A 23,077-nucleotide genomic window follows, 5' to 3' on the forward strand; every position below is an offset into this window, starting at 1 on the left:
AAGCCCATGAAGCGCGTAGTTGCCCTGATGCTGTTGTCGATGTTCTCGGTGGCCCTGCTGGCCGGTTGCAACACCATTGCCGGTGCCGGCAAGGACGTGCAGAAGGCGGGCGAGAAGGTCGAGGATACCGCCAAGGGTCGTTGAGCCCTGCACGGTACGGAAAGCGGAAAGGCCGGGGATATCCCCGGCCTTTTTCGTCGGCGCTGTGCGCCGTGCGGCTGTCGAAGCGGAGTGAACCATTCAAGCAGGTGAGCAGCGTTTTCATGGCCGGTTGACCGGCATTCAACAGCGGCTGCGCGAAGCTGGAGCCACGGTAAGAACGCCGTTGCAACCAAGGACTCCCAGCAATGAACAAAGACATCATTTCCGGCAAGTGGTCGCAGCTGAAGGGCAAGGCCCAGGCCAAGTGGGGCGATCTGACCAACGACGATTTCGATGTGGCCGAAGGCAATGCCCAGTACCTGGCGGGCCGCCTGCAGGAACGTTATGGCTGGGCCAAGGACCGCGCCGAGAAGGAAGTCCGCGATTTCGAGGACAGCGTGCGCAAGGACTACCCGGACTACAAGTAAGCCACTGGGTTTGCCCCTGCAGCACGACGCCCGCACCGTGAGGTTGCGGGCGTCGTGCTGTGCGGAGGGTCAGCGCGCCGGCGGATCCGGCACGTAGCGGTTGGGGAACGCCTGCGGTTCGCGTGGCAGGCGCGAGGGCGAATCCAGCAGGATGCCGCGCGCGCGCAGGTTGCGGGCGCTGTCGTAGCGCAGCTGCAGCACCTGGGTGGGGCTGCGGCTGGCCCGTTCGAAGTCGGTATCGCGGACCGAAGACTGTTCGCGAGCGCCGTGGCCGGTGCCCAGCGCGGGCGCCTGTGCCTTGCCGGCGTAGCCCTCGATGCGGCTGGCGCTTGCATCGGCGGCGGCTTCAGCCGCCGGTGCCGGTGCCGGCAGGCCGCGGCGCAGGATCGGCTGCGGGTACCAGCGACGCGCTTCCTCGAACACCGCAACGCCGACCACGCCGATGTTGTCCGCACGGCCGGTGCGACTGGCATAGCTGCTGCCGGGGCTGCTGAACACGAATTGCGCCACTTCGTCCTGGCTCTTGCGCCAGCCGGTGATGTCGGCGCGCTGGCCGGGGTTGAGCACGTAGCCGGTCTGCGCGGGATCGGCATCTTCGCCGGAAATGGCGTTGATGCCATCCACCGACAGCACCACCAGCACCCGGCGCGGGCTGTCGTTGTACAGGCGCACGGCGTAGCGATGGCCGCGTTCGCCGGCCACCCAGCGCTGGCCCTCGGCGGGGTAGCTGCGCAGTTCGGTGCCGCGGTCGCGGTCGACCAGGGTCATCCGCACGGGGCCCGCCTCATAGGCTGGCGGCGGCGGGGCCGGGCGGAAGCCGGCCAGGGGCAGGATCAGCAGCAGGGGCAGCAGGCGTTTCATCGGGCGTCTCCAGCGGGGTTGCGTGAATGAACGCGTCGTGGGCCCTGACGGGGTTGGCCGCTGGCACGGTAAACTGGCCCCGTTCATCGAAGGTTTCCCCACGCAGTCATGACGACCCGAGTCCTTACCGGCATCACCCCTTCCGGCACGCCCCATCTGGGCAACTACGTTGGCGCCATCCGTCCGGCGATCGCGGCCAGCCGCGCACCGGGGATCGAGAGCTTCTTCTTCCTGGCCGACCTGCACAGCCTGATCAAGTCCCAGGACCCGCAGCGCACCCAGCGCGCGACCCTGGAGATCGCGGCCAGCTGGCTGGCCTGCGGCCTGGACCCGGAACATGTGTGGTTCTACCGGCAGAGCGACATCCGCGAGACCACCGAGCTGATGTGGTTCCTGACCGCCATTGCCAGCAAGGGCATCCTCAACCGCGCCCACGCCTACAAGGCGGCGGTGGACAAGAACCGCGAGGAAGGCGTGGACGAGGATGCGGGCGTCAGCGCCGGCCTGTTCATGTACCCGGTGCTGATGGCGGCCGACATCCTGATCTTCAAGGCCAACCAGGTGCCGGTGGGCCGCGACCAGATCCAGCACATCGAGATGGCGCGCGACTTCGCCCAGCGCTTCAACCACGTCTATGGCAAGGAGTACTTCCCGCTGCCGGACGTGGTGATCGACGAGCAGGTGGCGACGCTGGCCGGCCTCGATGGCCGCAAGATGAGCAAGAGCTACCACAACACCATTCCGCTGTTCGTGCCGCGCGATGAGCTGAAGAAGCTGGTGTTCTCGATCCTGACCGATTCGCGCGCACCGGGCGAACCGAAGGACACCGAGGGTTCGGCGCTGTTCCAGATGTACCAGGCGTTCGCCAGCCCGGAACAGACCGCTGAATTCGCCAAGGCGTTCGCCGCCGGCATCAGCTGGGGCGATGCCAAGCAGCAGTTGTTCGAACGCATCGACAGCGAACTGGCACCGCTGCGCGAGCGCTACAACGCGCTGATGGCCGAGCCGGAGAAGATCGAAGCGCTGCTCAAGCGCCGCGGCCAGCAGCTGCGCGAGCAGCTGGCGGCGCCGCTGCTGGAAGAGCTGCGCCATGCGGTGGGCCTGCGCGACCTGTCCAGCGCCGGCGACATCGCCAGCGAAGATGCCGGTCTGGCACGCGTGGCGCCGCCGCAGTTCAAGCAGTACCGCGAGAAGGATGGCCGCTTCTACTTCAAGCTGACCGCCGGCGACGGCACCCTGCTGATCCAGAGCGCAGGCTTCGATTCGCCGCGCGATGCCGGCCAGCTGATCGCGGTGATCAAGCAGGCCGAGCAGGGCGACGCGCTGCAGAGCGAGTTGTTCAAGCTGGAAGCCGGGGTGGACGCGGTGCTGGCGGCGCTGGCGGTACTGCGCGAAGCATGAGGGTAGTGCCGGCCGCTGGCCGGCAACTGCACGCTACCCCTGTCCTTGGGAATGCCGGCCAGCGGCCGGAACTACCCGCGCGCGTCACCCATGGCATGATGTCCGCGCGCCGCCGGCGTGATGACATGGAGTCTGCGATGGCCTGGTTGTCGCTGCTGCTGTTCCTGCCCTGGTTCCTGCTGCTGGGCAGCCTGTACTGGCTGTTCCCACGCCAGCCGCGCAACGCGCGGCGGCACCTGTTCGATGGCATCACCCTGGTGCTGGCCTTCGCCCTGAGCATCCTGTCGATGTTGTGGGGCTATCGCATCGGCGTGGTGCAGCCCGGCGCCGGCCCGATCTGGCCGCAGGTGCTGGCGGTGCTGTATGCCTATGGCGCATTCCTGGCGGTGCTGGTGCTGGCCCTGCTGCTGCGGCCGCGGTTCGCATTGCGCCGCGGCTGATCGGTAATGCCGGCCAGCGGCCGGCACTACAGAATGCCGTACCCGACCAAAGCCGCATCGAACCGGGCCTGCCTGCGCGCCTACCATGGTCGTCTGTTCCCGATCCCGCCAGGTGCGTGCCGATGACCGCCGACCCCAGCATCCACACCATCGATACCGGCTTCCAGCGGCCCGCGTTCGATGCGGCTTACCTGATCGTTGAGAACGGCCGCGCCGCGTTCGTCGACTGCGGCACCGGACTGTCGGTGCCGGCGATGCTGCAGGCGCTGGCCGATGCCGGCCTGGGCGTGGAGGCGGTGGACTGGCTGCTGCTGACCCATGTGCACCTGGACCATGCCGGCGGTGCAGGCCTGCTGATGCAGCAGCTGCCGAACGCCAGGGCCGTGCTGCATCCGCGCGGTGCGCCGCACATGATCGACCCGACCCGATTGATTGCCGGTGCCACCGCTGTGTACGGCGCCGACGAGATCGCGCGCAGCTACGGCCGCATCGAGGCGATCCCGGAACACCGCGTGGTGGTGGCTGAAGATGGCCATCGCATTGATCTGGCCGGCCGCGAACTGTTGCTGCTGCACACGCCCGGTCACGCTCTGCACCACTACTGCGTATGGGATGCCCGCAGCCGCAGCTGGTTCACCGGAGATACCTTCGGCATCTCCTATCGCGAGCTGGACAGCGCACAGGGGCCCTTCATCTTCCCCACGTCGTCGCCGGTGCAGTTCGATCCGGAGGCGATGAAGGCGTCGATCCGGCGCCTGCTGGGCCATGCACCGCAGGCGATGTACCTGACCCACTACGGCCGGGTGGAACAGGTGCAGAAGCTGGCCGACGACCTGTTCGAGCAGATCGATGCGATGGCAACCATCGGCCGCCAGTGCGATGGCCGGCCGGACCGCCACCGCTGCCTGCTGGCCGCGCTGCAGGCACTGTACCTGGAACGCGCGCAGCAGCATGGCTGCCTGCTGGACCAGGCGGCGGTGACTGCGGTGCTGGCGATGGACATCGAGCTCAACGCGCAGGGACTGGCCTGCTGGCTCGACCGCGCATCGCGCTGACCTGCACGCGCCCTGGCGGCAGGAATCCGTTGTGCCATGGGTAGATCCACGCCCTGCGTGGATGACATGGCCCAGGCTGCGCCGCGATGCCACCGGCACGTTACACTCTGGTGACTTCCAAGCTAGCCGTGGTATTGCCGTGAATCCGATGCGCGTGTTGCTGCTGTCGTCCTGCCTGTTCGTCGGTGGCCTGGCCCAGGCGGCCAACGACCTGCCCGGCGGCGGCATCGATCCGCAGGCACTGTCGCGCCATGTGCGCGTGCTGGCATCGGATGAATTCGAGGGTCGCGCGCCGGCCACCGAGGGTGAGGAACGCACGGTGCAGTACCTGATCGAGCAGTTCCGCAGCTACGGCCTGCAGCCGGGCGGCGTGGACGGCAGCTGGGTGCAGCCGGTGCCGCTGGTGCGCGCGCAGCTGGACGGCCCGGCCAAGGCCAGCCTGTCGTTGAAGAAGGGCAGCCGCGCGCTGGCCAACGGTGTCGACGTGACCCTGCAGAGCCTGCAGCCGCGCAAGCGCGTGCAGATCCGCAACGCGCCGCTGGTGTTCGTCGGCTACGGCATCGACGCGCCGGAACGCCAATGGAACGACTACAAGGATGTGGATCTGCACGGCAAGATCGCCGTAGTGCTGATCAACGATGCCGACTTCGAAGCCGATGCCCCGGGTGCGTTCGACGGCAAGGCAGTGACCTACTACGGCCGCTGGACCTACAAGTTCGAGGAAGCCGCACGGCGCGGCGCCGAAGGCGTGCTGATCGTGCACGAGACCGCACCGGCAGCCTACGGCTGGGCCACGGTGAAGAGCTCGGGCACCTCGCCGCTGTTCGATATCGAACGCAGCCAGGCCGAAGCCATGGCCCAGCACACGCCGCTGCGTGGCTGGATGCAGCGCGAGCTGGCCGAGGCGATCTTCGCCGATGCTGGCCTCGACTTCGAGGCTGAAAAGCGCAAGGCGATGCGTGCCGATTTCCGCCCGGTGGCGCTGGACAACGCAACGCTGAGCGTGGATTTCGCACTCAAGCGTGAGCAGGTGGTGACCCGCAATGTGGTGGCCAAGCTGCCCGGTGGCGAGCATGGCGACGAGGCGGTGATCTTCTCCGCGCACTGGGATGCGTTCGGTATCGGCCAGCCCGACGCCAAGGGTGACCGCATCCGCCGCGGCGCGATCGACAACGCCACCGGCGTGGCCACCGTGCTGGAACTCGGCCGGGTGTTCGCCGCTGGCCCGCAGCCGCAGCGCACGCTGTACTTCGTGGCGCTGACCGCGGAAGAGAAGGGCCTGCTGGGAGCCAGCTACTACGCCGCGCATCCGCTGGCGCCGCTGGACAAGACCGCCGCGGTGCTGAACATCGAGATGTTCAGCCCGGATGGCCCGACCCGTGACATCGCTTCCTGGGGCAAGGGCCGGGTGTCGCTGGAAGGCGACCTGGAGCGCGTGGCCAAGGCCCGCGGCCGCAGCTACAGCCCCGACCCGAACCTGGAGGCCGGCTTCTTCTACCGTGCCGACCACTTCGCCTTCGCCCGCCTTGGCGTGCCGGCGATCACCATCGGCCCGGGCCTGGACAAGCTGGACGGTGGCGTGGAAGCCGGCCGCGCGCTGCGTGAGAAGTACTTCGCCGACTGCTACCACCAGGCCTGCGATGCCTGGACCCCGGGCTGGGACCCCAGCGGCCACGCCGCCGACACCCTGCTGGTCTACGACCTGGGCGCAGAGCTGGCCAACAGCCGCCGCTGGCCGACGTGGGAAAAGGCATCCGAATTCCGCGGCGCGCGCGACAAGAGCGAAGCCGCGCGCCGTTGAGGGGGGGCCGGCCGCTGGCCGGCAACGCCGCACGCTTTCCGAAGGTTGATGAGGTTGCCGGCCAGCGGCCGGCACTACCTGCGCCGGCGCAGCAGGATCCATGCGCCCCAGCCGGCAGCCACCAGCGCGGCCAGATAGCACGCGACCATCGTGCGCAGGTCAACCGGTGAGCCTGCATTGATGCCACGATGCAGGCGCAGCTGCAGCGAACTGTGGCCGCTGCCCAGGTCGACCGCCAGCTGCAGGGCCAATGCAGCGCAGAACACCAGCAGGGCGACCCCGAAACCGATGCGCGGCCACGATGCCTGCGCGTTGGGGCGGCGCAGCAGCCAGGCCAGTGCGGTGGCTGCCGCCAGCGTCGCCGCGATCCACATCAGTGGCGGGGCGGCAGGCGCAGCGGCCACCGGCAGTGCACCGGTGGCCGCGATCAGTACGGCACGCTTACTTGCGGGTGCCGTCGAGCCAGTTCGGGCCCTTGTTGGTGAGGAAGAACACATAGACCACCAACGATACCGCGATCGTCGCGGTCACGTAGATGGCGAACCAGTCGACGTGACCGGTCTTCAGGGCGCCCTGGTACAGCAGCGGTGCGGTGCCGCCGAACAGCGAATTGGCCAGCGCGTAGCCCAGGCCCACGCCCAGTGCACGCACGTGGGTCGGGAACAGTTCGGCCTTCACCACCGCATTGATCGAGGTGTAGCCGGTGAGGATGACGAAGGCCAGTGCCAGGGTCAGGAAGGCCAGGGTCGCGTCATGCTGGTGCGGCAGCTGGGTGATCAGGTACCAGCTGTACAGCACGCCGCCCACGCCGAAGAACACCAGCAGGGTCTTGCGGCCGATGATGTCCGACAGCCAGCCACCGACCGGCTGCAGCACCATCAGGAAGGCCAGCACGCCCAGGTTGATCAGGGTGCCGGTCATCGGGTCGTTGCCAGCGAAGGCGCTCTGGATCATCTTCGGGCCGTTCACCGAATAGGTGTAGAAGGCCACGGTGCCACCGGCGGTGATCAGGAAGCACAGCAGCAGCGGCCGCCACTGGTGCACGAACAGCTCGTACATCGAGCCGGACTTCTGTGCCTTGCCTTCGCGCGCGGCTTCGATCGACGACTCCGACAGCGACTCGTCCATGCCACGGCGCAGCCAGAACACCACGACCGCCGCGATGCCACCGATCCCGAAGGCAATGCGCCAGCCCCACTCGGAGATCTCCGGCTTGCCCCAGAAGGTCAGCATCAGCAACAGGGTCAGCTGGGCCAGCACATGGCCGCCGACCAGGGTGACGTAGTGGAACGAGGATAGGAAGCCGCGGCGGCCGGGAATGGCGGCCTCGGACATGTAGGTGGCGCTGGCACCGTACTCGCCGCCGGTGGCGAAGCCCTGCAGCAGGCGTGCGAACAGCAGGATCACCGCTGCCCAGATGCCGATGCTGGCGGCGGTGGGGGTGATCGCGATCAGGAATGAACACAGCGCCATCAGCGTGACCGAGACGGTCAGCGCCAGGCGGCGACCGTGGCGGTCAGCGAAGCGGCCGAAGAACCAGGCACCGATCGGGCGCATCAGGAAGGTCGCGGCGAAGATCGCCCAGACGTACATCGTCGAGTTCTTGTCATCGGGCGAGAAGAACTGCGATTCGAAGTACACGGCGAACACCGAGTACACGTAGACGTCATACCACTCCACCAGGTTGCCGGCGGAGCCTTTGAGGGTATTGGAGATCGACCGGCGCAGGGCCGCGCGGTCGTTGGCGGGAACAGCAGGTTGGGACGTGGTGCTCATCTGGGTGGGAATCCTCGATGCGGCGCGTCCGTGCGCAGGGAAAACGGCGCCCGGCCATCGGGGCGGCGCGACCGGGCAGCCCTCTTGGTACTGCATCGGCCGTCAACACGGGGTAGCAGACCAGAGCAGGGTGCATGGATGGATGACAGCGTGCCACCGTACGGGGTCACGGACCATACTCAAAACGTCCTAGAATCCGCGTTCCCCCGGCTCCCTGGTGTGTCATGTCGGCTTCCCCCCCTTCGTCTGCGGCTGCCCCCCGGGGTGGCCTCGTCGCGCTGGCATTGCTGCTGGTCTACGTGGTCTGGGGCTCGACCTACCTGGGCATTGCCAAGGCCCTGCACGGCGGTGCGCTGCCGCTGACGATGGTGTCCGGCAGCCGGTTCATCATTGCCGGCGGCGTGATGTTCGCGGCGCTGCGCCTGTTCTGGAAGATGCCGATGCCGACCCTGCGGCAGTGGCGCAACCTGGGGCTGATGGGCGTGACCATGCTGGTGCTGGGCAACGGCATGGTGGTGCTGGCCGAGCGTGAGGTGTCCTCGGGCCTGGCCGCCACCGCCGTGGCGTCGGTGCCGCTGTGGATGGCGCTGTTTTCGGCGCTGCGCGGCCAGCACGCCAGCCGTGGCGAGTGGCTGGGCATCGCCATCGGTTTCCTTGGCGTGGTCTGGCTCAACGCCGGCAGCAGCCTGACGGCCTCGCCAACGGGGCTGGTGCTGCTGCTGATCGCACCGGTCGGCTGGGCCTTCGGTTCGGTGTGGGCCCGCGGGCTGGACCTGCCGGGCCCGTTCATGACCGCGGCCGGGCAGATGATCTGCGGCGGCGTGCTGCTGGTACTGATCGGCCTGGCGGTGGGCGAGCGCCCGACCACCTTGCCCGATACCGGCGGCCTGCTGGCGATGGCCTACCTGTGCGTGTTCGGGTCCATCGTCGCCTTCACCGCCTACGTGTGGCTGCTGCAGAACGTGCGCCCGGCGCTGGCGGGCAGCTATGCGTACGTGAATCCGGTGATCGCGGTGCTGCTGGGCGCACTGCTCAACGGTGAACGTTTCGGCTGGCGCGACCTGCTGGCGATGGTGGTGATCCTGTTGGGTGTGGTGGTGTTGACGATGGCAAGGACGCGAAAGAAATGAGCATGGACGAGAAAGAACAACGCCGGGGCCTGCTGGTCACCGCCTCCACCTTCGTGATCTGGGGGCTGGTGCCGGTGTACTGGCACCTGCTGAACGAGGTGCCCTCGTTCCAGATCATTGCCCACCGCATCATCTGGAGCACCGTGCTGGTGCTGGGCTGGCTGCTGATCAGTTCGCGCCTGGGCTGGTGGCAGAAGATCGCGGCACAGCCGCGCGCGCTGCCGATCCTGCTGGTGTCGAGCCTGACCATCGCCTTCAACTGGGGCCTGTACATCTGGGCGATCAATGCCGGGCACGTCATCGAAACCAGCCTGGGCTACTTCATCAACCCGCTGGTGAACGTGCTGCTGGGCGTTCTGGTGCTGAAAGAGCGCCTGCGCCGGCTGCAGTGGGTGGCGGTGGCGATGGCGGCGATCGGCGTGGCCTGGCTCACCCTCGATGCCGGAACGCCGCCGTGGATCGCGCTGGGCCTGGCCTGCTCGTTCGGCCTGTATGGGCTGCTGCGCAAGCTGGTGTCGGTGGATCCGGTGGCCGGCCTGGGCGTGGAGAGCATGTACCTGTTCCTGCCGGCGCTGGCCTTTGCGGTCTGGGCCGAGAATGGCCATGGCGGCGCGTTCTTCCACGGCTGGGGCTGGCGCAACGACCTGCTGCTGATCTTCGGTGGTGCGATCACGGCCGTACCGCTGATCGGCTTCGCCTACGGCGTGAAGCGTATCCCGTTGTCGCTGGTCGGCATCCTGCAGTACATCGCGCCGAGCCTGCAGCTGCTGCTGGGCGTGTTCTTCTTCCACGAAGCGTTCGACACCGCCAAGGCGATCGGCTTTGCCGCGATCTGGGCCGGCCTGATCCTGTTTGTCGGCGACAACATCCGCACGATGCGCGCCAGCAAGCGCTGAGGCCTTCCGGCCGGGATCGGATCCCTTCGCTGCACGAAGGGATCTGACCCCGGTTGTGATTTCGGACAAATTTGATTTCCAGCGGAACATGGGTCTGTTCCCCTTTGCGATCTGAAACGGAGAGATCGCAATGAAGGAAGTTCCCAAGGTGGCTGTACCGTGGTTGCTGGTTCTGCTGGGCCTTCCGTTTGCCGTACAGGCCACGCCGCGAGCGCTGGATGCGGACGATCCGATTGCCCACAGCTGCTACTTCTGCACGGCCGATGAGATGCGCCAGACCGCGCTCGGTCTCGGCAACGGTGTCCACTATGTGTACGACATCGATCTTCCCTACATCACCGGCTATACCGTTGAAACCTCCTCGGGCACGCCGGTGGCGACGCGGTTCGATGCCGAAGACTGGGTCGAGCGGCAGTTCCTGTCGCTGGTCGAGCACTATCGGCCAGGCGAGGGCGTCGAGCAGACCCTGTTGGACGTAAAGCTCTATGCGCCGGGCTCGGACCATGGGCTGCGCGCCGGCGAAGGCCAGTTCATCAAGGGCCACCATCTTTCCGCGCTGCATCCACGTCAGAGCGAGGCGAATGAAACCGTGCTGCGCTTTCTGCAGCGGCACGGTGGTTTCGGGTTTCTCGATACCAGTGACTCCGACGGGCGCCTGCTGCAGCTGCAGGTGATCCGTGAGCGGGGGTATCCGGTCGCGGCGCTGCTCGCATTCGAGCATAATTGGGCCATTCACGCGATTTACCACTTCGACTACGCGAGCCGCCGCTGGTCGTTCGTGGAGGCGTACGACATCGACTCCAGTCGAATTCAGCACTCGGCAGCGGACTTCGTCCGCTATGAGTTTGGTTCCCGCTACGAATACTCGTCTTTTGATCGCTGGTTCGCCGATGCCTTCGCTGAACGTGCGGGCTGGGCGGGTGTGCCGTTGATCGGGACGATGCCGCCACCGTCGAGCTACAAGAACATTACGTTCACCTGTACCCAACCCACCGGCACGCCGGAGTGTGCTATCAGCGCAAAATAGTGCGCCAGCAAGCGCTGACGCTTCCCGGCTGGGGTCAGATCCCTTCGCTCCACGAAGGGATCTGACCCCCAAAAAAAGAGCGGCGCCCCGAGGGGCGCCGCTCTGCTTCCATCCCCAGCCAGGAGAGAGATGGCTGGGGCGGGAACGCGGTTGCAGGCTTAGAAGCGCTGCTGGTACTTCATGTACATGAAACGACCGATGTCGAAGCCACCGAAGTAGGTGAAGCTGCTGTTCGGCTGGCTGTACATGATCGGGCCCTGGTGGTCGAAGACGTTGTTCACGCCCAGCGACACGGTGCCGTCCCACGGCAGGCTGTAACGCACCTGCAGGTCGTGGAAGGTGTTGGAACCAACCTTGCGGCTCGGCTGTGCATCGGTGTACGGCGAAACGAAGCCGGCCATGTTGCAGTCCGGGCCGCCGGCCAGGTCGTACGAGCAGGCTTCCTTCATGCCCGAGTAGTAGCGGGCGGTCCAACCGATGCCCAGATCGCCGTACTGCCAATCCAGGTTGAAGGTCGAGCGTACGCGGAAGTTGCCCTGCCAGCCGGTTTTCTGCTCCACCGGAGTGGTGGCGGCGTTGTCGTTGCGCTGCTCCAGGTACTCGGTGTAGGTGGTGTTCCAGGTGGCGGCAAAGCGGCCGAACGTGGTTTCCGGCAGGCGGTAACGCAGGCTGAAGTCATAGCCGGCGGTTTCGCGGTAGCCGGCGTTGACCAGCGAGCGGTCCAGCGCAGTCACCTGGCCACGCGTAATGGCGCTGGTCGAGCGGGTGAAGCGGCCACAGGCCGAATCCACGCCCTGCACGTAGCACTGGTTGAGGATGTCGGTGGCGGACTCACCCACGATCGCGTTGTTGATGCGGATCTTCCACCAGTCCAGGCTGACGTCCAGGCCCGGCACGAACTCGGGGCTGTAGACCAGGCCCACGGTCCAGGTCTTGGCCGTTTCCGGCTTCAGGTTCGCGTTGGAACCGGAGTCGAAGTCGGCGATGCCCTGCTGGCCCGGACGGTTGGCGACGTTGCCTTCCGACGCGGTCTGCTGGCGGAAGTTCGCCGGCACCTTCAGCGCCTGGCAGCGTGCCGCCACGGTCGGGCTGCTGGCGGCGATGCCGAACGCGGTGTCACACGGATCGGTGAACGAATCGCGGCTCTTCACCGCACCACCGTAGAGGTCGTCCACGGTCGGCGCACGGAAGCCGGTGCCGTAGGTGGCGCGCACCAGCAGGCTGTCGATCGGCTTCCACTTCAGGCCGAACTTGCTGTTGGTGGTCGAACCGAAGGTGTTGTAGTCAGTGTAGCGACCGGCCAGGTCCAGCGACAGCTCACGGGCGAACGGCATGTCGGCCAGCAGCGGCACCTGCAGTTCCAGGTAGACCTCGTTGAGCGAGTAGTCGCCACGGGTCGGCTGGCCGGTGGTGCCGGCGATCTCGCCCTTCTGCACCATCATGTCCGGGGTGTAGCTGGCTTCTTCGCTGCGGTGCTCGAAGCCCATCGCGGCCATGACATCGCCGGCCGGCAGGGTGAACACCGAACCGGAGATGTTGGCGCTGGCGACCTTGGTGGTGCTCTCGATCTTGTCGACGAAGCGGGTGAACAGGTAGTCCTGCACATCCTGGTTGCTCAGCGAGCCGGGGCCGGTGTAGCCCATCGGAGCGGCCGGGTTCCACGGCACGCAGCCGGCGATCACCGCGCCCGGCGAGCCGCAGCGGGCCACGGTGCCATCCATGAAGGACGGGCCGACGGCCTGGTTGACGTGCGGCTGGTACATGCTGCCGGTACCGATGCGCTCGCCTTCATTGCGGTTGTACATGTAGCTGACGTTCCAGTCCCAGTAACGCGAACCGGTTTCGAAGCTGCCTTCCAGGCCGATGCTGGCGCGCTTGGTTTCCAGGTTGTTCTCGGTCGCACGCGGCATCTCTTCGGTGCGGTGCGAGAACAGCACGTCCTGGCCCCAGTGGTTGAACGCGCTGTCCTTGGACAGCGCGGCACGGGTACCCTTGCTCGCCTGTGCGCTGGACACCGAGTACGGGTAACCGGCCAGGTGCTTGGTCGACTCGCGCTTGCTGTACATCGCGTCGGCCACGATGCGCAGGTCATCGGTGATCGAGAAGCCGCCGTTGGCGAACACCGAAGTGCGCTCCAGGCCGCTCAGCAGGCTCATGTTGGTCTTGGTGTTGGAACCATCGGCCGGATTGGGCGTGTGGAAGTTGCGCTTGTCGCTCGGGTCGCCGCCCGGGCCCACGGTCAGCGGCTTGCCCGCCACGGTGACGGTGCCCCACTGCGTGGTCTGGCTCAGTGCATTGACGTCGTCGGAATGGCGCGGGCCGCCCGGGTAACGGCTGAACTCGCGCTCACTGCCGAGGATCTCGTCTTCCTTGGTGCGCTCGGCACCGACGCTGAACCAGCCGCGTTCGAAGGTCTTGCCGAAGGTGGCGCTGTAGGAGCGCTTCTGACCGTCGCCTTCACCGTACTGGCCGACATAGACGCTGGCTTCGCCGCCGTCGAAGTTCTTGCGGGTGATGATGTTGACCACGCCGGCGATGGCATCCGAGCCGTACAGCGCCGAGGCACCATCGGTCAGTACTTCCACGCGCTCGACGATGGCCGACGGAATCGAGGCCAGGTCGGAGTAACCGCCCGCGCTGACGCCCATGCGGCGGCCGTCGATCAGCACCAGGCTGCGTTCCGGGCCGAGGTTGCGCAGGCTCACGTACATGCCGCCGAAGTCGCGCGCAGAGCTCAGCGACGAGGAACGGCTCAGGCTCGGTGCGCCGGCGGCGGTGACGTCCTGCAGGATGTCGGCGACGTTGACGTAGCCCTTCTTCTCGATCTCGGCGCGGTTGAGCGCGACCACCGGCTGTGCGGTTTCGACACTGGCCTGGCGGATGCGCGAGCCGGTGATTTCGATGCGATCGAGGTTGGTCGGGGTATCGCCGGCGCTCTGTGCGAAGGCGGGGGTGGTGCAGCTGGCGGCCAGCGCGATGACGATCGCGTTGCGCAGCGGTGTGGTTTTCAGGGACATCCGTGAAATCTCGTGTTTCAGGAAAAACAAGCGCCCGTTCTATGGGCGCGTGGGGTGCTGCAAACCAACGTGGGGGGCGCGATTCTAGAGTGTTTTCATTCGCAACTGTTTACCTGCGTGGCGCGCAGGTGCGCGAAAATGAATCGCAACCAACAATCCACAGATGCACTGTGCGCAGCGTCACGCGCGCTGCGTGCGTGGTGGGCAGAGGCATCGATAGCGGCGGTATTTCCGCAATCTGTAGCAGTGCGGGTGCGCAGGCATCCCTCCACGCATGGCGTGGATCTACTGCACGTCCTCGCTCATCACCCTGCGTGGATGCATCGCCCCGGTAGATCCACGCCATGCGTGGATGCATCGCCCCGGTAGATCCACGCCATGCGTGGATGCATCGCCCGGTAGATCCACGCCCTGCGTGGATGCATCGCCCGGTAGATCCACGCCCTGCGTGGATGCATCGCCCGGTAGATCCACGCCATGCGTGGATGACGCGCAAAAGAAAAGGGACGGAGCCTTCGCTCCGTCCCCCTGCGCGATGCGCGTTGTATCGCTGCGCGATGCTCAGGTTTCGCGCAGTGCCGTGGTGATCGGCAATCGGGCCGCGCGCAGCGCCGGGAACAGGCCGCCGACCAGGCCGATGCCCAGCGCCCATTTCAGGCCGGTCCACAGCAGTTCCGGCGACACATGGAACTTGAACACCACCGCGCTGAAGTTGCTGCCGATGGTGGACACGCTGTAGCCGTTGAACAGCAGCCATGCCACCGCGCACCCGAGCAGGCCGCCGAGCAGGGCCAGCAGCATCGTCTCCAGCATCACTGCGGTCACCACTGGCAGACCACGGAAGCCGATCGCGCGCATCGTGGCGATCTCGCGCGCGCGCGTGGCCACCGCCGCATACATGGTGTTGAGCGCGCCGAACACCGCACCCACCGCCATGATCGTGCCGATCACCTTGCCGAGGATGTCGATCAGCTTGGTCAGGCCGCCGCCCTGCTTGCTGTAGTAGACGCGGGTGGTTTCCACATCCAGCTTCAGGCGCGGATCGGCGGCAACGGCTGCCTTGAACTGCTCGAAGCCGGCCTTGCCCTCGGTGCGCACGCTGATCGACTGCCAGGCACTGCGCTGGTAGGTGGTGGCCAACGTGTCGGCATCGGTCCACAGTTCCGAATCATGGGCATCGCCGGTGGCGAACAGGCCGACCACGGTCCAGGTCTGGTTGCCCAGGGTCAGCGTCCTGCCGACCTCCATGTCGCGGAACTGGCCACGCGCGCCCTGGCCGACCACGATCTCGCGCAGGCCGGTGGCGAACTTGCGGCCTTCGATGATCTTGACCTTGTCGTGCACCGCCCAGGCCTGCGGGCCGACACCGCGGAACTGCGCGTTGACATCGGTACCGTCGGACTTCGACACCAGGTTGACCACCTGCGACAGTTCCGGTGACAGCAGTGGACGGCCCTGCGCATCGCGGCTGATGCCGGGCAGGGTGGACAGCATCGGTACCTGCTCGCGGGTGATCACCGAGTTGGTTTCGGCCTGGGAGCCCCCGCGCAGCACGATCGCCGTGGTGTCGTCACCGGTGTTGTTGAGCGTGGCCTGGAAGCCCTCGCCCATTGCCAGCATCGCCACCAGCACGCCGACCACGCCGGCGATGCCGACCACGATCACCGAGGATGCACCCCAGCGCTGCGGCAGGCTGGCCACGCCGATGCGTGTGGCGGCCAGCGCCAGCCGGCCGCCACGGGTCAGCAGCAGCCACAGGGCCACCACTACCGCCACCGCCAGTACGCCGATCCACGGCAGGCCGATCCACAGCACCAGGCCGATCACCAGCAGCAGCACCGTCACTGCATTGCCCAGCCACTTCTTGAGTCTGCTCTTGAACATGTCGGTGTCCTCCTCAGCGGCCGGCCAGTGCGTCGACGATCTTCAGGCGTTTGGCACGCAGCGCCGGCAGCAGGCCGACGATGATGCCGATCACCACGATCAGGCCCAGCCCCATCAGCCAGGTCGGGGTCGGCACGTGTGGCGGCAGCATGCCCATGCTTTTCGGGCCGATCGCCGGCAGGATCAGCGCGGCCAGGCCCATGCCGATCAGGCCACCCAGGCCGATCAGCAGCACCGACTCGACCATCACCAGCATCAGCACGGTGCTGTCCTTGAAGCCCAGCGTCTTCAGCGTGGCCAGCTCCGGCACGCGCTCGCGCACCGCCTGCGCCATGGTGTTGCCGGTCAGCAGCAGCAGGGTGAAGAACACCGCGCCCATGATCGAGGTGACGATCATGCCGATGTCCGCGAACTGCTTGACGAAGGCCTGCTGGAACGCCGATTCGGTCTGGGTCTTGGTCTCGTGGTCGGAGTTGGCCGAAATCGCATCGATGGCCTGCGCCACCCGCGAGGAGTGGTCCGGATTGTCCAGCGTCACCGTGTACCAGCTCACCTGGTTCTTGATGTAGTCGTTGGATTCGTCGAAGTACTTCCAGTTCATCATCAACTGGCGTTCTTCATTGGCGGCCAGCGCACGGTCCTTGGAACGGTAGATGCCCTTCAGCTGCAGCGGCCAGTCGTTGCTGCCGCCACGCGGGAAGATCGTCGCCTGCAGCGGAATGGTGTCGCCGATCTTCCAGCCGAACTGCTTGGCCAGGGTCTCGCCGACGATGGCGCCGGTGCGCGTCTGCTTCCAGTCCTCCAGCTGCGCCGGGTCGATCTGCAACTCACGGTAGACATCGAAGTAGTTGGGCGACACCGAGAAGTTCGGGAAGAAGTTCTTCGGGTCCTGGTAGATGCCTCCGAACCACATGCCATAGGCCACGTCGCGCACCCCGGCCACCTGCCGCACCTGCGCCTCCAGGCGGATCGGCAGCGACTGCGTGATCGACAGCCGCGAGGCCACGATCAGGCGGTTGGCGCCTTCAACGCTGCCCCCGGAGGAGAACGCGACCCGTACCGAATCGAGCATGCCGAACAGCAGGAATGCAGCGACCACCGAAAGCAGCGTCAGCAGGGTACGGGTGCGGCTGCGGAACAACTGCGCCCAGACCAACGAGAAGTATTTCATCGCCGTGGCCTCCGTCAGTGGGCCAGCGGCGCGTCGGCCAGCTCGCCCTTGTCCAGGTGCACCGTGTGCGTGGCGTACTCGGCGGCCTTCGGGTCATGGGTGACCATGATGATGGTCTTGCCGTGCTCGCGGTTGAGCTGCTGCAGCAGGCCGAGGATCTCCTCGGCCGACTGGCGGTCGAGGTCGCCGGTCGGTTCATCGCAGATCAGGAAGGTCGGGTCGGAGACGATCGCACGGGCGATCGCCACGCGCTGCTGCTGGCCGCCGGACAGCTCGTTGGGGCGGTGGCTGCGGCGGTCGGCTAGGCCGACCAGGGTCAGCGCGATCTCCGCATTGCGGCGGCGCTGCGCGGCATTGAGGTGGGTCAGCAGCAGCGGCAGTTCCACGTTCTTCTGCGCGGTCAGCATCGGCATCAGGTTGTAGAACTGGAAGACGAAGCCGACGTGATGGCTGCGCCAGGTCGACAGCTGGCCACCGCTCATCTGGTCGATGCGCTCGCCTTCGATGCTGATCTCGCCGCCGCTGGGGTTGTCCAGGCCGCCGATCAGGTTGAGCAGGGTGGTCTTGCCCGAACCGGATGGGCCCATCAGCGCGACGAAGTCGCCGCTGGCGATGTCCAGGTCGATGCCATGCAGTACCTGCACTTTCTCGGGGCCACGCTGGTAGGTCTTGGTGATGTTGCGCAGTGAAACCAGGGTCGACATGGGGGGTTCTCCACGGAAGGCGGGAAACAGGAAAGCGCACCGGCGCTGGCCGGGGCGTGCGTCGAACGGTGTTGCCGGCGGCGCCCGGTGGGCGCCAGGCCGTTACTGCGCTTGTTTCTGCTGCACCTTGGCGCCATCGCGCAGCGTGTCGGGTGGGTTCACCACCACCGACTCGCCTGCGCTGACGCCCTTGAGGATCTGGCGGTCCTTGCCCATCGCCTGGCCGGCCTGCACCGTGCGCTGTTGGACGCGGTTCTGGTCACCCAGCACGAAGGCCACCGATGCACCATCGCGCTGGACCACGGCACCGCCCGGCACGCGCACGCCCTGCGGCTTGGCGGCCGTCTGCGGCTGGGCCTGCTCCAGGAAGCTGACCCGCACGCCCATCTCCGGCACGATGCGCGGGTCCTTCACCTTCAGCGCCACGCGCACCTTCACCGTGGCTTTGCCACGGTCGGCGGTGGGGATGATCGCAATCACCTCGCCCGGGATCTTCCACTCGGGGTAGGCATTGAGCGTGGCCTCCACCGGCATCTTCGGCTGCACCCGGCCGATGAAGGCCTCGCCGACCTCGACCTCGATCTCCAGCGAATCCATGTCGACGATGGTGCCGATGCCGGTGCGGGTGAAGCCACCACCGGCCGACAGCGGCGACACGATCTCGCCGGGCTGCGCGGCCTTGGCGGTGACTACGCCGGAGAATGGCGCGCGCACGATGTTGTTGTCCACGCCAAGGTCGGCAATGGACAGCTGGTCCTGGGCCACCTTGACGTTGCGCCGTGCGGTGTCCAGCTGTGCGCGCAGGCTGTCACGCTGGGCCACGGCCTGGTCGTACTGCGAGCGGGAGACCAGCTGCTGGCCAACCAGCGCCTGCAGGCGGCCGGCTTCGGCGCTGGCCTGCTTCTGCTGCGCCTCCAGCCCGGCCACCTGGCTGCGCGCGGCCTGCAGCTGCGAGGCGTACAGGCTGCGCTGCGCATCGGCATCGATCGGATCCAGCGTCGCCATGATCTGGCCGGCCTCGACCCGCATGCCTTCCTCGATCATCACCTCGCGCACTTTGCCGGTGATCTTGGCCGATACCGTGGCCATGCGCCGGGCCACCACGTAGCCGCTGGCATCGAGCACCGAGCTGCTGGCGCTGCCCTGCTGGATCGCCACCGCAGGCGCGGTCTCCACCTCCACCGCCGGCGCACGGCCGAACAGGAAGGCAACGGCAGCGGCCACCAGCAGCACGACCACGATGATCGCGATCCACAGCCAGCGGCGGCCACCGCCGTGGCCGCTGCCACCGGAGGCGGGCGGCGGCGACTTGCGGTCGATACGGAGTTCCTTCAACAGCTCGGCAGAAGCGTTCATTCGTTCCATCACAGGCGTTCGGGCGGGTGTGGCCGGGACAGCGGACGGCGGCGGTTCCGGCAGTGGAGCGTGCGGCACAGCATGAAGGCGGGCACAGCGATGACGGCAGTGACAGCTGTCACCCGATGACACTGACGGCGGCAACTGCGAAATGTGACCACGGCGGCACAGGATGGCAACGTCCCCGCTACCGGTACCGCTCATGGATCCGATCGCCCCGTCGCTGGCCCGCCTGCAGCAGGTGCAGGTGCGCTATCGCGACCATACCGCCCTGCAGGGCATCGACCTGCAGGTCCGCGCTGGCCAGGTGCTGGCTTTGCTGGGCCGCAACGGTGCCGGCAAGAGTACCGCGATCAGCGTGCTGTTGGGCCTGCGTCGGGCCGATGCAGGCCAGGTCGAACTGCTCGGCGGCGACCCGCAGCAGAGGGCCAGCCGCCTTGGCCTGGGCGTGATGCTGCAGAGCACCAGCCTGCCGCCGATGCTGCAGGTGGATGAACTGGTGGCGCAGGCCAGTGCCTGCTATCCCGACCCGATGCCATTGCAGGAGGTGTTGCAGCGTGCCGGCCTGCAGGCGCTGGCGCGCCGCCGCTACGGCCAGTTGTCCGGTGGCCAGCAGCGCGCTGTGCAGTTCGCCATCGCGCTGTGCGGCCGCCCGCGCGTGCTGTTCCTGGATGAACCCACCACTGGCCTGGACATCCAGGCGCGGCAGGCGATGTGGCAGGCGATCCGGCAGCTGGTGGCCGAAGGATGCGGGGTGCTGCTGACCACCCATTATCTGGAGGAAGCCGAAGCGTTGGCACAGCAGGTGGTGGTGCTGGAGCAGGGCCGGGTGCTGGCCGATGCCGCACTCGGCGAGCTGCGCCTGGCCGACCGGCCGCGACGCATCCGCTGCCGCAGCGTGCTGCCTGCCGACGAAGTACAGCACTGGCCGGGCGTGCAGCAGGTACAGCGCGACGGCGAGCATCTGCTGCTGCTGGCGAGCCCGGCGGAGCCGGTGGTGGCACGTCTGCTGGCCGCCGATGCGCAGCTGTGCGAACTGGAAGTACAAGGCGCGGCGCTGGCCGACGCCTTCCTCGACATGACCCGGGAGGCCGCATGAATACCCTGACCCCTGCTGCCAGGCTGCCGCTGCCCGCATGGCGGCAGGCACTGCGTCCGTATCGCGCTGAACTGCGGGCCGAACTGCGCCGCGCCTGGCGCACGCCGGCCTTTGCGGTGCCGTCGCTGCTGTTCCCGGTCCTGTTCTACCTGTTGTTCGGCGTGCTGCTCGGCCGTGGCCCGGCGCCGCTGTACCTGCTGGCCACCTACTGCGTGTTCGGTGCAATGGCCCCGGCGCTGTTCGGCTTCGGCGTGCAGCTGGCGCTGGATCGCGAAGGCGGGTTGCTGACCCTCAAGCGCGCGCTGCCGATGCCGGCGGCGGCACCGCTGCTGGCACGTTTGGCGATGGCGGTGATGTTCGCGCTGCTGGTGGCCTCGCTGTTGATCGGCGTGGCGCGGCTGTTGGGCGGTGTGCACCTGCAGGCGGTACAGGTGGTGCAGCTGATGGCGGTGGCGGGACTGGCGGCGCTGCCGCTGGGCGCGATCGGGCTGTTGATCGGCAGCCACGTCAGTGCCAGCGCGGCACCGGCGATGGTCAACCTGGTCTACCTGCCGCTGGCCCTGCTGTCGGGCCTGTGGCTGCCGCTGTCGGCGCTGCCGAAAGTGTTTTCGACGCTGGCCCCGCTGTGGCCGACCTGGCACCTGGCACAGCTGGCGCTGCCGATGGTCGGGTTGCCGTCGGTGGGCGGCGTGGCCGGCCATCTGCTGGTGCTGCTGGCGGTGACGGTGGTGGCGCTGCTGCTGGCGCGCCGCCGCCTGCGCCGGGTCGGCTGAACTGGCATGATCGGCAGCGATCGTCCCCGTCTGGATTCCCCCGTGCCGTTGAGCTGGTCCGCGTCCCTGCTGCGCCCCGCACCGGATTCCGCGGTGGCCGACAACCTGCGCCGCGGCAAGCCGGCCTGGGCCGATGCCATCCACCTGCTGTGGACGGTGTGGGTGTTCATGACGCCGGTGTTCAGTGGTGGCTTCACCCTGCGCTGGGTGCTGCTGACCCTGGGCAGCTACCCGCTTTTCCTGTTGCTGTACGCCCGCCTGCTGCTGGCACCGCGCCACCATGCGCCGCGCTACGCATTGGCGATGGTGGCGCTGGCCACGCTGCTGGTGCCCTGGTATCCCTCGGGCATCAGTTATTTCATCTTCGGTTGCGTGATGTTGCGTGTCTGCGGGCGCGGCGGCTGGTGGGTGTACATGCTGCAGCTGGCGGTGCTGAACGCGGTGTTCTGCGCGGTGGCCACGCTCTCGCATTACCCCTGGCAGAGCCTGGTCTGGATTCCGGCAGTGTCGTTCATCATCGGCATGGTGGTGAACGTGGAAGCGGTGAACAAGGACAAGGACGCCGCCCTGCAGCTGTCGCAGGAGGAAGTGCGGCGGCTGGCGACCACCGCCGAACGCGAGCGCATCGGCCGCGACCTGCACGACCTGCTGGGCCACACCCTGTCGCTGATCACGCTGAAGCTGGAACTGGCCCGCAAGCTGCACGACCGCGGCGACGCGCGTGCGCGGCAGGAGATCGGCGAAGCCGAGGATATCGCCCGCGAAGCGCTGGCACAGGTACGCAGTGCGGTCACCGGCATCCGTGCCAGCGATCTGGCCGGTGAACTGGCGTCGGCGCGGCTGCTGCTGGAATGCCAGCAGGTGCACCTGCAGTACGCGCCGCCACCGGCAATGCCGGTGGATGTCGAACGCGGGTTGGCGCTGGTGCTGCGCGAGGCGGCGACCAATATCGTGCGCCATGCGCAGGCAACCCAGGCACGGGTGGAGTTCATGCTGGAGGGACGCATGCTGGCGATGCAGATCCGCGACGATGGCCGCGGCGGCGTACAGGCCGAAGGCAACGGCCTGTGCGGGATGCGCGAACGCGTTGCCGCACTGGGAGGGCAGCTGACGGTGCAATCCGTACGCGGCGACGGCACCGTACTGACCGTGCGTGTGCCGCTGGCCGCCGCGACCACGCCACTTCCGCCGGGCGCGCCGCCGTCGCTGGCCCAGGACGGTGCGGCATGATCCGCATCCTGCTGGCCGAAGACCAGGCGATGGTGCGTGGCGCGCTGTCGGCGCTGCTGGGGCTGGAGCCGGATATCGAAGTGCTGGGCAGCGCCGCTGACGGCGAGGCGGCATGGCGCATGCTGCAGCAGCTGCAACCGGACATCCTGGTCACCGACATCGAGATGCCGGGCCTGTCCGGATTGGAGCTGGCGCAGCGCATTGCCCGCCACGAACTGCCGATCAAGGTGGTGATCGTGACCACGTTCGCCCGCGCCGGATTCCTGCGCCGCGCGCTGGAAGCGGGGGTACTGGGCTACCTGTTGAAGGATGCGCCGGCCGAGAACCTGGCCGACGCGCTGCGCAAGGTGAAGCAGGGCATCCGCGCGATCGACCCGCAGCTGGCGCTGGACGCCTGGTCGCAGGCCGACCCGCTGACCGACCGCGAGCGGCGGGTACTGCGGCTGGCCGGCGAGGGCCGCAGCGCCAGCGAGATCGCCGAGCAGCTGGGCCTGTCGCACGGCACGGTGCGCAATTACCTGTCCGAGTGCATCGGCAAGCTGGGCGTGGGCAACCGCATCGAGGCCTACCGGCTGGCGCGGCAGAAGGGGTGGTTGTAGCGGATCATTTCCGCGCCTGCGGGGGTGTCACTTTCTTTGCGCGCAAAGAAAGTAGCCAAAGAAACGCTCCGCCGGCCGCGAGCCGGCGCGCTTCGCACGCCGGTGCCCTGCGCTCCTCGGTCCGTCGAGGGGCGGTGCGGGAACTCGCTGCGCTCAGACACCCGCACCTCTTCGCCCTCGCCGGACCTGCGGTGCTCGGCTCGCTTGAAGGCGGACTGGGAGGGCAACGGCAACGGCAACGGCAACGGCAACGGCAACGGCAACGGCATCCACGCATGGCGTGGATCG

21 protein-coding genes are annotated in these 23,077 nt (G+C 67.3%); 13 read left to right on the plus strand and 8 right to left on the minus strand.

What is annotated here, in order from left to right:
* The first annotated feature begins 6 nt into the window (after positions 1-6).
* Both Q0P60_RS07450 and Q0P60_RS07455 read left to right on the plus strand, forming a co-directional pair.
* Complete coding sequence (locus Q0P60_RS07450; RefSeq protein WP_008266021.1) at positions 7-144, plus strand: entericidin A/B family lipoprotein; 138 nt, start codon at positions 7-9, stop codon at positions 142-144.
* Positions 145-347: 203 nt separating this feature from the next.
* The gene (locus Q0P60_RS07455; protein WP_294990434.1) at positions 348-569 is read left to right on the plus strand and encodes a CsbD family protein; all 222 of its coding nucleotides are present in this window, start codon (positions 348-350) and stop codon (positions 567-569) included.
* Positions 570-638: 69 nt separating this feature from the next.
* Here the strand turns inward: Q0P60_RS07455 and Q0P60_RS07460 are convergent, their stop codons facing one another.
* On the minus strand, positions 639-1,430 hold the full coding sequence (locus Q0P60_RS07460; protein WP_294990437.1) for a hypothetical protein: 792 nt from the start codon (positions 1,428-1,430) through the stop codon (positions 639-641).
* A gap of 108 nt (positions 1,431-1,538) precedes the next feature.
* Here Q0P60_RS07460 and Q0P60_RS07465 point away from each other — a divergent pair, with 108 nt between their 5' ends.
* From Q0P60_RS07465 to Q0P60_RS07480, 4 genes are all read left to right on the plus strand, one after another.
* Positions 1,539-2,831: a tryptophan--tRNA ligase gene (locus tag Q0P60_RS07465; protein ID WP_294990439.1), complete on the plus strand. Its 1,293-nt coding sequence runs from the start codon at positions 1,539-1,541 to the stop codon at positions 2,829-2,831.
* A gap of 137 nt (positions 2,832-2,968) precedes the next feature.
* Positions 2,969-3,271: a hypothetical protein gene (locus Q0P60_RS07470; protein ID WP_294990443.1), complete on the plus strand. Its 303-nt coding sequence runs from the start codon at positions 2,969-2,971 to the stop codon at positions 3,269-3,271.
* A gap of 122 nt (positions 3,272-3,393) precedes the next feature.
* Positions 3,394-4,326 (plus strand): MBL fold metallo-hydrolase, encoded by a 933-nt coding sequence (locus tag Q0P60_RS07475; RefSeq protein ID WP_294990446.1) that lies wholly within the window; start codon positions 3,394-3,396, stop codon positions 4,324-4,326.
* 148 nt (positions 4,327-4,474) lie between these two features.
* Positions 4,475-6,127: a M28 family metallopeptidase gene (locus tag Q0P60_RS07480; protein WP_294990617.1), complete on the plus strand. Its 1,653-nt coding sequence runs from the start codon at positions 4,475-4,477 to the stop codon at positions 6,125-6,127.
* Between the two features lie 74 nt (positions 6,128-6,201).
* Here the strand turns inward: Q0P60_RS07480 and Q0P60_RS07485 are convergent, their stop codons facing one another.
* Positions 6,202-6,501: a hypothetical protein gene (locus Q0P60_RS07485; protein ID WP_294990620.1), complete on the minus strand. Its 300-nt coding sequence runs from the start codon at positions 6,499-6,501 to the stop codon at positions 6,202-6,204.
* 67 nt (positions 6,502-6,568) lie between these two features.
* A complete protein-coding gene (locus Q0P60_RS07490; protein WP_043035190.1) occupies positions 6,569-7,903 on the minus strand; it encodes an MFS transporter in 1,335 nt (444 codons plus the stop codon).
* A 224-nt stretch (positions 7,904-8,127) separates the two neighbouring features.
* On the opposite strand from Q0P60_RS07490, the gene yedA reads away from it, so the two are divergent.
* The 3 genes from yedA to Q0P60_RS07505 all read left to right on the plus strand — a co-directional run bounded on the left by yedA (position 8,128) and on the right by Q0P60_RS07505 (position 10,956).
* The gene (gene yedA / locus Q0P60_RS07495) at positions 8,128-9,033 is read left to right on the plus strand and encodes a drug/metabolite exporter YedA (RefSeq protein WP_294990450.1); all 906 of its coding nucleotides are present in this window, start codon (positions 8,128-8,130) and stop codon (positions 9,031-9,033) included.
* Positions 9,030-9,929, plus strand: coding sequence for an EamA family transporter RarD (gene rarD, locus Q0P60_RS07500; RefSeq protein WP_294990453.1), 900 nt, complete (start codon positions 9,030-9,032; stop codon positions 9,927-9,929). The genes yedA and rarD overlap by 4 nt, the downstream gene beginning before the upstream one ends.
* A gap of 130 nt (positions 9,930-10,059) precedes the next feature.
* Complete coding sequence (locus Q0P60_RS07505; protein ID WP_294990456.1) at positions 10,060-10,956, plus strand: hypothetical protein; 897 nt, start codon at positions 10,060-10,062, stop codon at positions 10,954-10,956.
* 158 nt (positions 10,957-11,114) lie between these two features.
* Here the strand turns inward: Q0P60_RS07505 and Q0P60_RS07510 are convergent, their stop codons facing one another.
* The 5 genes from Q0P60_RS07510 to Q0P60_RS07530 all read right to left on the minus strand — a co-directional run bounded on the left by Q0P60_RS07510 (position 11,115) and on the right by Q0P60_RS07530 (position 19,088).
* On the minus strand, positions 11,115-13,973 hold the full coding sequence (locus tag Q0P60_RS07510; RefSeq protein ID WP_294990460.1) for a TonB-dependent receptor: 2,859 nt from the start codon (positions 13,971-13,973) through the stop codon (positions 11,115-11,117).
* 561 nt (positions 13,974-14,534) lie between these two features.
* Positions 14,535-15,857, minus strand: coding sequence for an ABC transporter permease (locus Q0P60_RS07515; RefSeq protein ID WP_294990462.1), 1,323 nt, complete (start codon positions 15,855-15,857; stop codon positions 14,535-14,537).
* Positions 15,858-15,870: 13 nt separating this feature from the next.
* Positions 15,871-17,028, minus strand: a complete 1,158-nt coding sequence (locus Q0P60_RS07520) for an ABC transporter permease (RefSeq protein WP_294990465.1) — start codon at positions 17,026-17,028, stop codon at positions 15,871-15,873.
* Between the two features lie 14 nt (positions 17,029-17,042).
* Positions 17,043-17,732, minus strand: coding sequence for an ABC transporter ATP-binding protein (locus Q0P60_RS07525; RefSeq protein ID WP_004137569.1), 690 nt, complete (start codon positions 17,730-17,732; stop codon positions 17,043-17,045).
* 102 nt (positions 17,733-17,834) lie between these two features.
* Positions 17,835-19,088, minus strand: coding sequence for an efflux RND transporter periplasmic adaptor subunit (locus tag Q0P60_RS07530; protein ID WP_294990471.1), 1,254 nt, complete (start codon positions 19,086-19,088; stop codon positions 17,835-17,837).
* Positions 19,089-19,290: 202 nt separating this feature from the next.
* Between Q0P60_RS07530 and Q0P60_RS07535 the strand changes: the two genes are divergently transcribed.
* From Q0P60_RS07535 to Q0P60_RS07550, 4 genes are read left to right on the plus strand one after another with little or no spacing between them, the layout of a single operon-like run.
* Positions 19,291-20,187: an ABC transporter ATP-binding protein gene (locus Q0P60_RS07535; protein WP_294990474.1), complete on the plus strand. Its 897-nt coding sequence runs from the start codon at positions 19,291-19,293 to the stop codon at positions 20,185-20,187.
* On the plus strand, positions 20,184-20,960 hold the full coding sequence (locus Q0P60_RS07540) for an ABC transporter permease (RefSeq protein WP_294990477.1): 777 nt from the start codon (positions 20,184-20,186) through the stop codon (positions 20,958-20,960). Before Q0P60_RS07535 ends, Q0P60_RS07540 begins: the two co-directional genes overlap by 4 nt.
* Before the next feature lie 6 nt (positions 20,961-20,966).
* On the plus strand, positions 20,967-22,190 hold the full coding sequence (locus Q0P60_RS07545) for a sensor histidine kinase (RefSeq protein WP_294990480.1): 1,224 nt from the start codon (positions 20,967-20,969) through the stop codon (positions 22,188-22,190).
* The gene (locus Q0P60_RS07550) at positions 22,187-22,789 is read left to right on the plus strand and encodes a response regulator transcription factor (RefSeq protein WP_294990483.1); all 603 of its coding nucleotides are present in this window, start codon (positions 22,187-22,189) and stop codon (positions 22,787-22,789) included. Before Q0P60_RS07545 ends, Q0P60_RS07550 begins: the two co-directional genes overlap by 4 nt.
* Positions 22,790-23,077 lie beyond the last annotated feature (288 nt).

The sequence above is a fragment of the uncultured Stenotrophomonas sp. genome, assembly GCF_945952405.1.
GTDB lineage: Bacteria > Pseudomonadota > Gammaproteobacteria > Xanthomonadales > Xanthomonadaceae > Stenotrophomonas.

What these genes read in the sequence shown, in the direction of transcription:
- Q0P60_RS07535 (WP_294990474.1), top strand. Translation starts at nt 19,291, where the DNA reads ATGGATCCGATCGCCCCGTCGCTGGCCCGCCTGCAGCAGGTGCAGGTG.
- Q0P60_RS07460 (WP_294990437.1), bottom strand. Translation starts at nt 1,430, where the DNA reads ATGAAACGCCTGCTGCCCCTGCTGCTGATCCTGCCCCTGGCCGGCTTC.
- Q0P60_RS07530 (WP_294990471.1), bottom strand. Translation starts at nt 19,088, where the DNA reads ATGAACGCTTCTGCCGAGCTGTTGAAGGAACTCCGTATCGACCGCAAG.
- rarD (WP_294990453.1), top strand. Translation starts at nt 9,030, where the DNA reads ATGAGCATGGACGAGAAAGAACAACGCCGGGGCCTGCTGGTCACCGCC.
- Q0P60_RS07455 (WP_294990434.1), top strand. Translation starts at nt 348, where the DNA reads ATGAACAAAGACATCATTTCCGGCAAGTGGTCGCAGCTGAAGGGCAAG.
- Q0P60_RS07545 (WP_294990480.1), top strand. Translation starts at nt 20,967, where the DNA reads ATGATCGGCAGCGATCGTCCCCGTCTGGATTCCCCCGTGCCGTTGAGC.
- Q0P60_RS07485 (WP_294990620.1), bottom strand. Translation starts at nt 6,501, where the DNA reads ATGTGGATCGCGGCGACGCTGGCGGCAGCCACCGCACTGGCCTGGCTG.
- Q0P60_RS07475 (WP_294990446.1), top strand. Translation starts at nt 3,394, where the DNA reads ATGACCGCCGACCCCAGCATCCACACCATCGATACCGGCTTCCAGCGG.
- Q0P60_RS07520 (WP_294990465.1), bottom strand. Translation starts at nt 17,028, where the DNA reads ATGAAATACTTCTCGTTGGTCTGGGCGCAGTTGTTCCGCAGCCGCACC.
- Q0P60_RS07505 (WP_294990456.1), top strand. Translation starts at nt 10,060, where the DNA reads ATGAAGGAAGTTCCCAAGGTGGCTGTACCGTGGTTGCTGGTTCTGCTG.
- Q0P60_RS07480 (WP_294990617.1), top strand. Translation starts at nt 4,475, where the DNA reads ATGCGCGTGTTGCTGCTGTCGTCCTGCCTGTTCGTCGGTGGCCTGGCC.
- Q0P60_RS07450 (WP_008266021.1), top strand. Translation starts at nt 7, where the DNA reads ATGAAGCGCGTAGTTGCCCTGATGCTGTTGTCGATGTTCTCGGTGGCC.
- Q0P60_RS07550 (WP_294990483.1), top strand. Translation starts at nt 22,187, where the DNA reads ATGATCCGCATCCTGCTGGCCGAAGACCAGGCGATGGTGCGTGGCGCG.
- Q0P60_RS07465 (WP_294990439.1), top strand. Translation starts at nt 1,539, where the DNA reads ATGACGACCCGAGTCCTTACCGGCATCACCCCTTCCGGCACGCCCCAT.
- Q0P60_RS07540 (WP_294990477.1), top strand. Translation starts at nt 20,184, where the DNA reads ATGAATACCCTGACCCCTGCTGCCAGGCTGCCGCTGCCCGCATGGCGG.
- Q0P60_RS07525 (WP_004137569.1), bottom strand. Translation starts at nt 17,732, where the DNA reads ATGTCGACCCTGGTTTCACTGCGCAACATCACCAAGACCTACCAGCGT.
- Q0P60_RS07470 (WP_294990443.1), top strand. Translation starts at nt 2,969, where the DNA reads ATGGCCTGGTTGTCGCTGCTGCTGTTCCTGCCCTGGTTCCTGCTGCTG.
- Q0P60_RS07510 (WP_294990460.1), bottom strand. Translation starts at nt 13,973, where the DNA reads ATGTCCCTGAAAACCACACCGCTGCGCAACGCGATCGTCATCGCGCTG.
- Q0P60_RS07490 (WP_043035190.1), bottom strand. Translation starts at nt 7,903, where the DNA reads ATGAGCACCACGTCCCAACCTGCTGTTCCCGCCAACGACCGCGCGGCC.
- Q0P60_RS07515 (WP_294990462.1), bottom strand. Translation starts at nt 15,857, where the DNA reads ATGTTCAAGAGCAGACTCAAGAAGTGGCTGGGCAATGCAGTGACGGTG.
- yedA (WP_294990450.1), top strand. Translation starts at nt 8,128, where the DNA reads ATGTCGGCTTCCCCCCCTTCGTCTGCGGCTGCCCCCCGGGGTGGCCTC.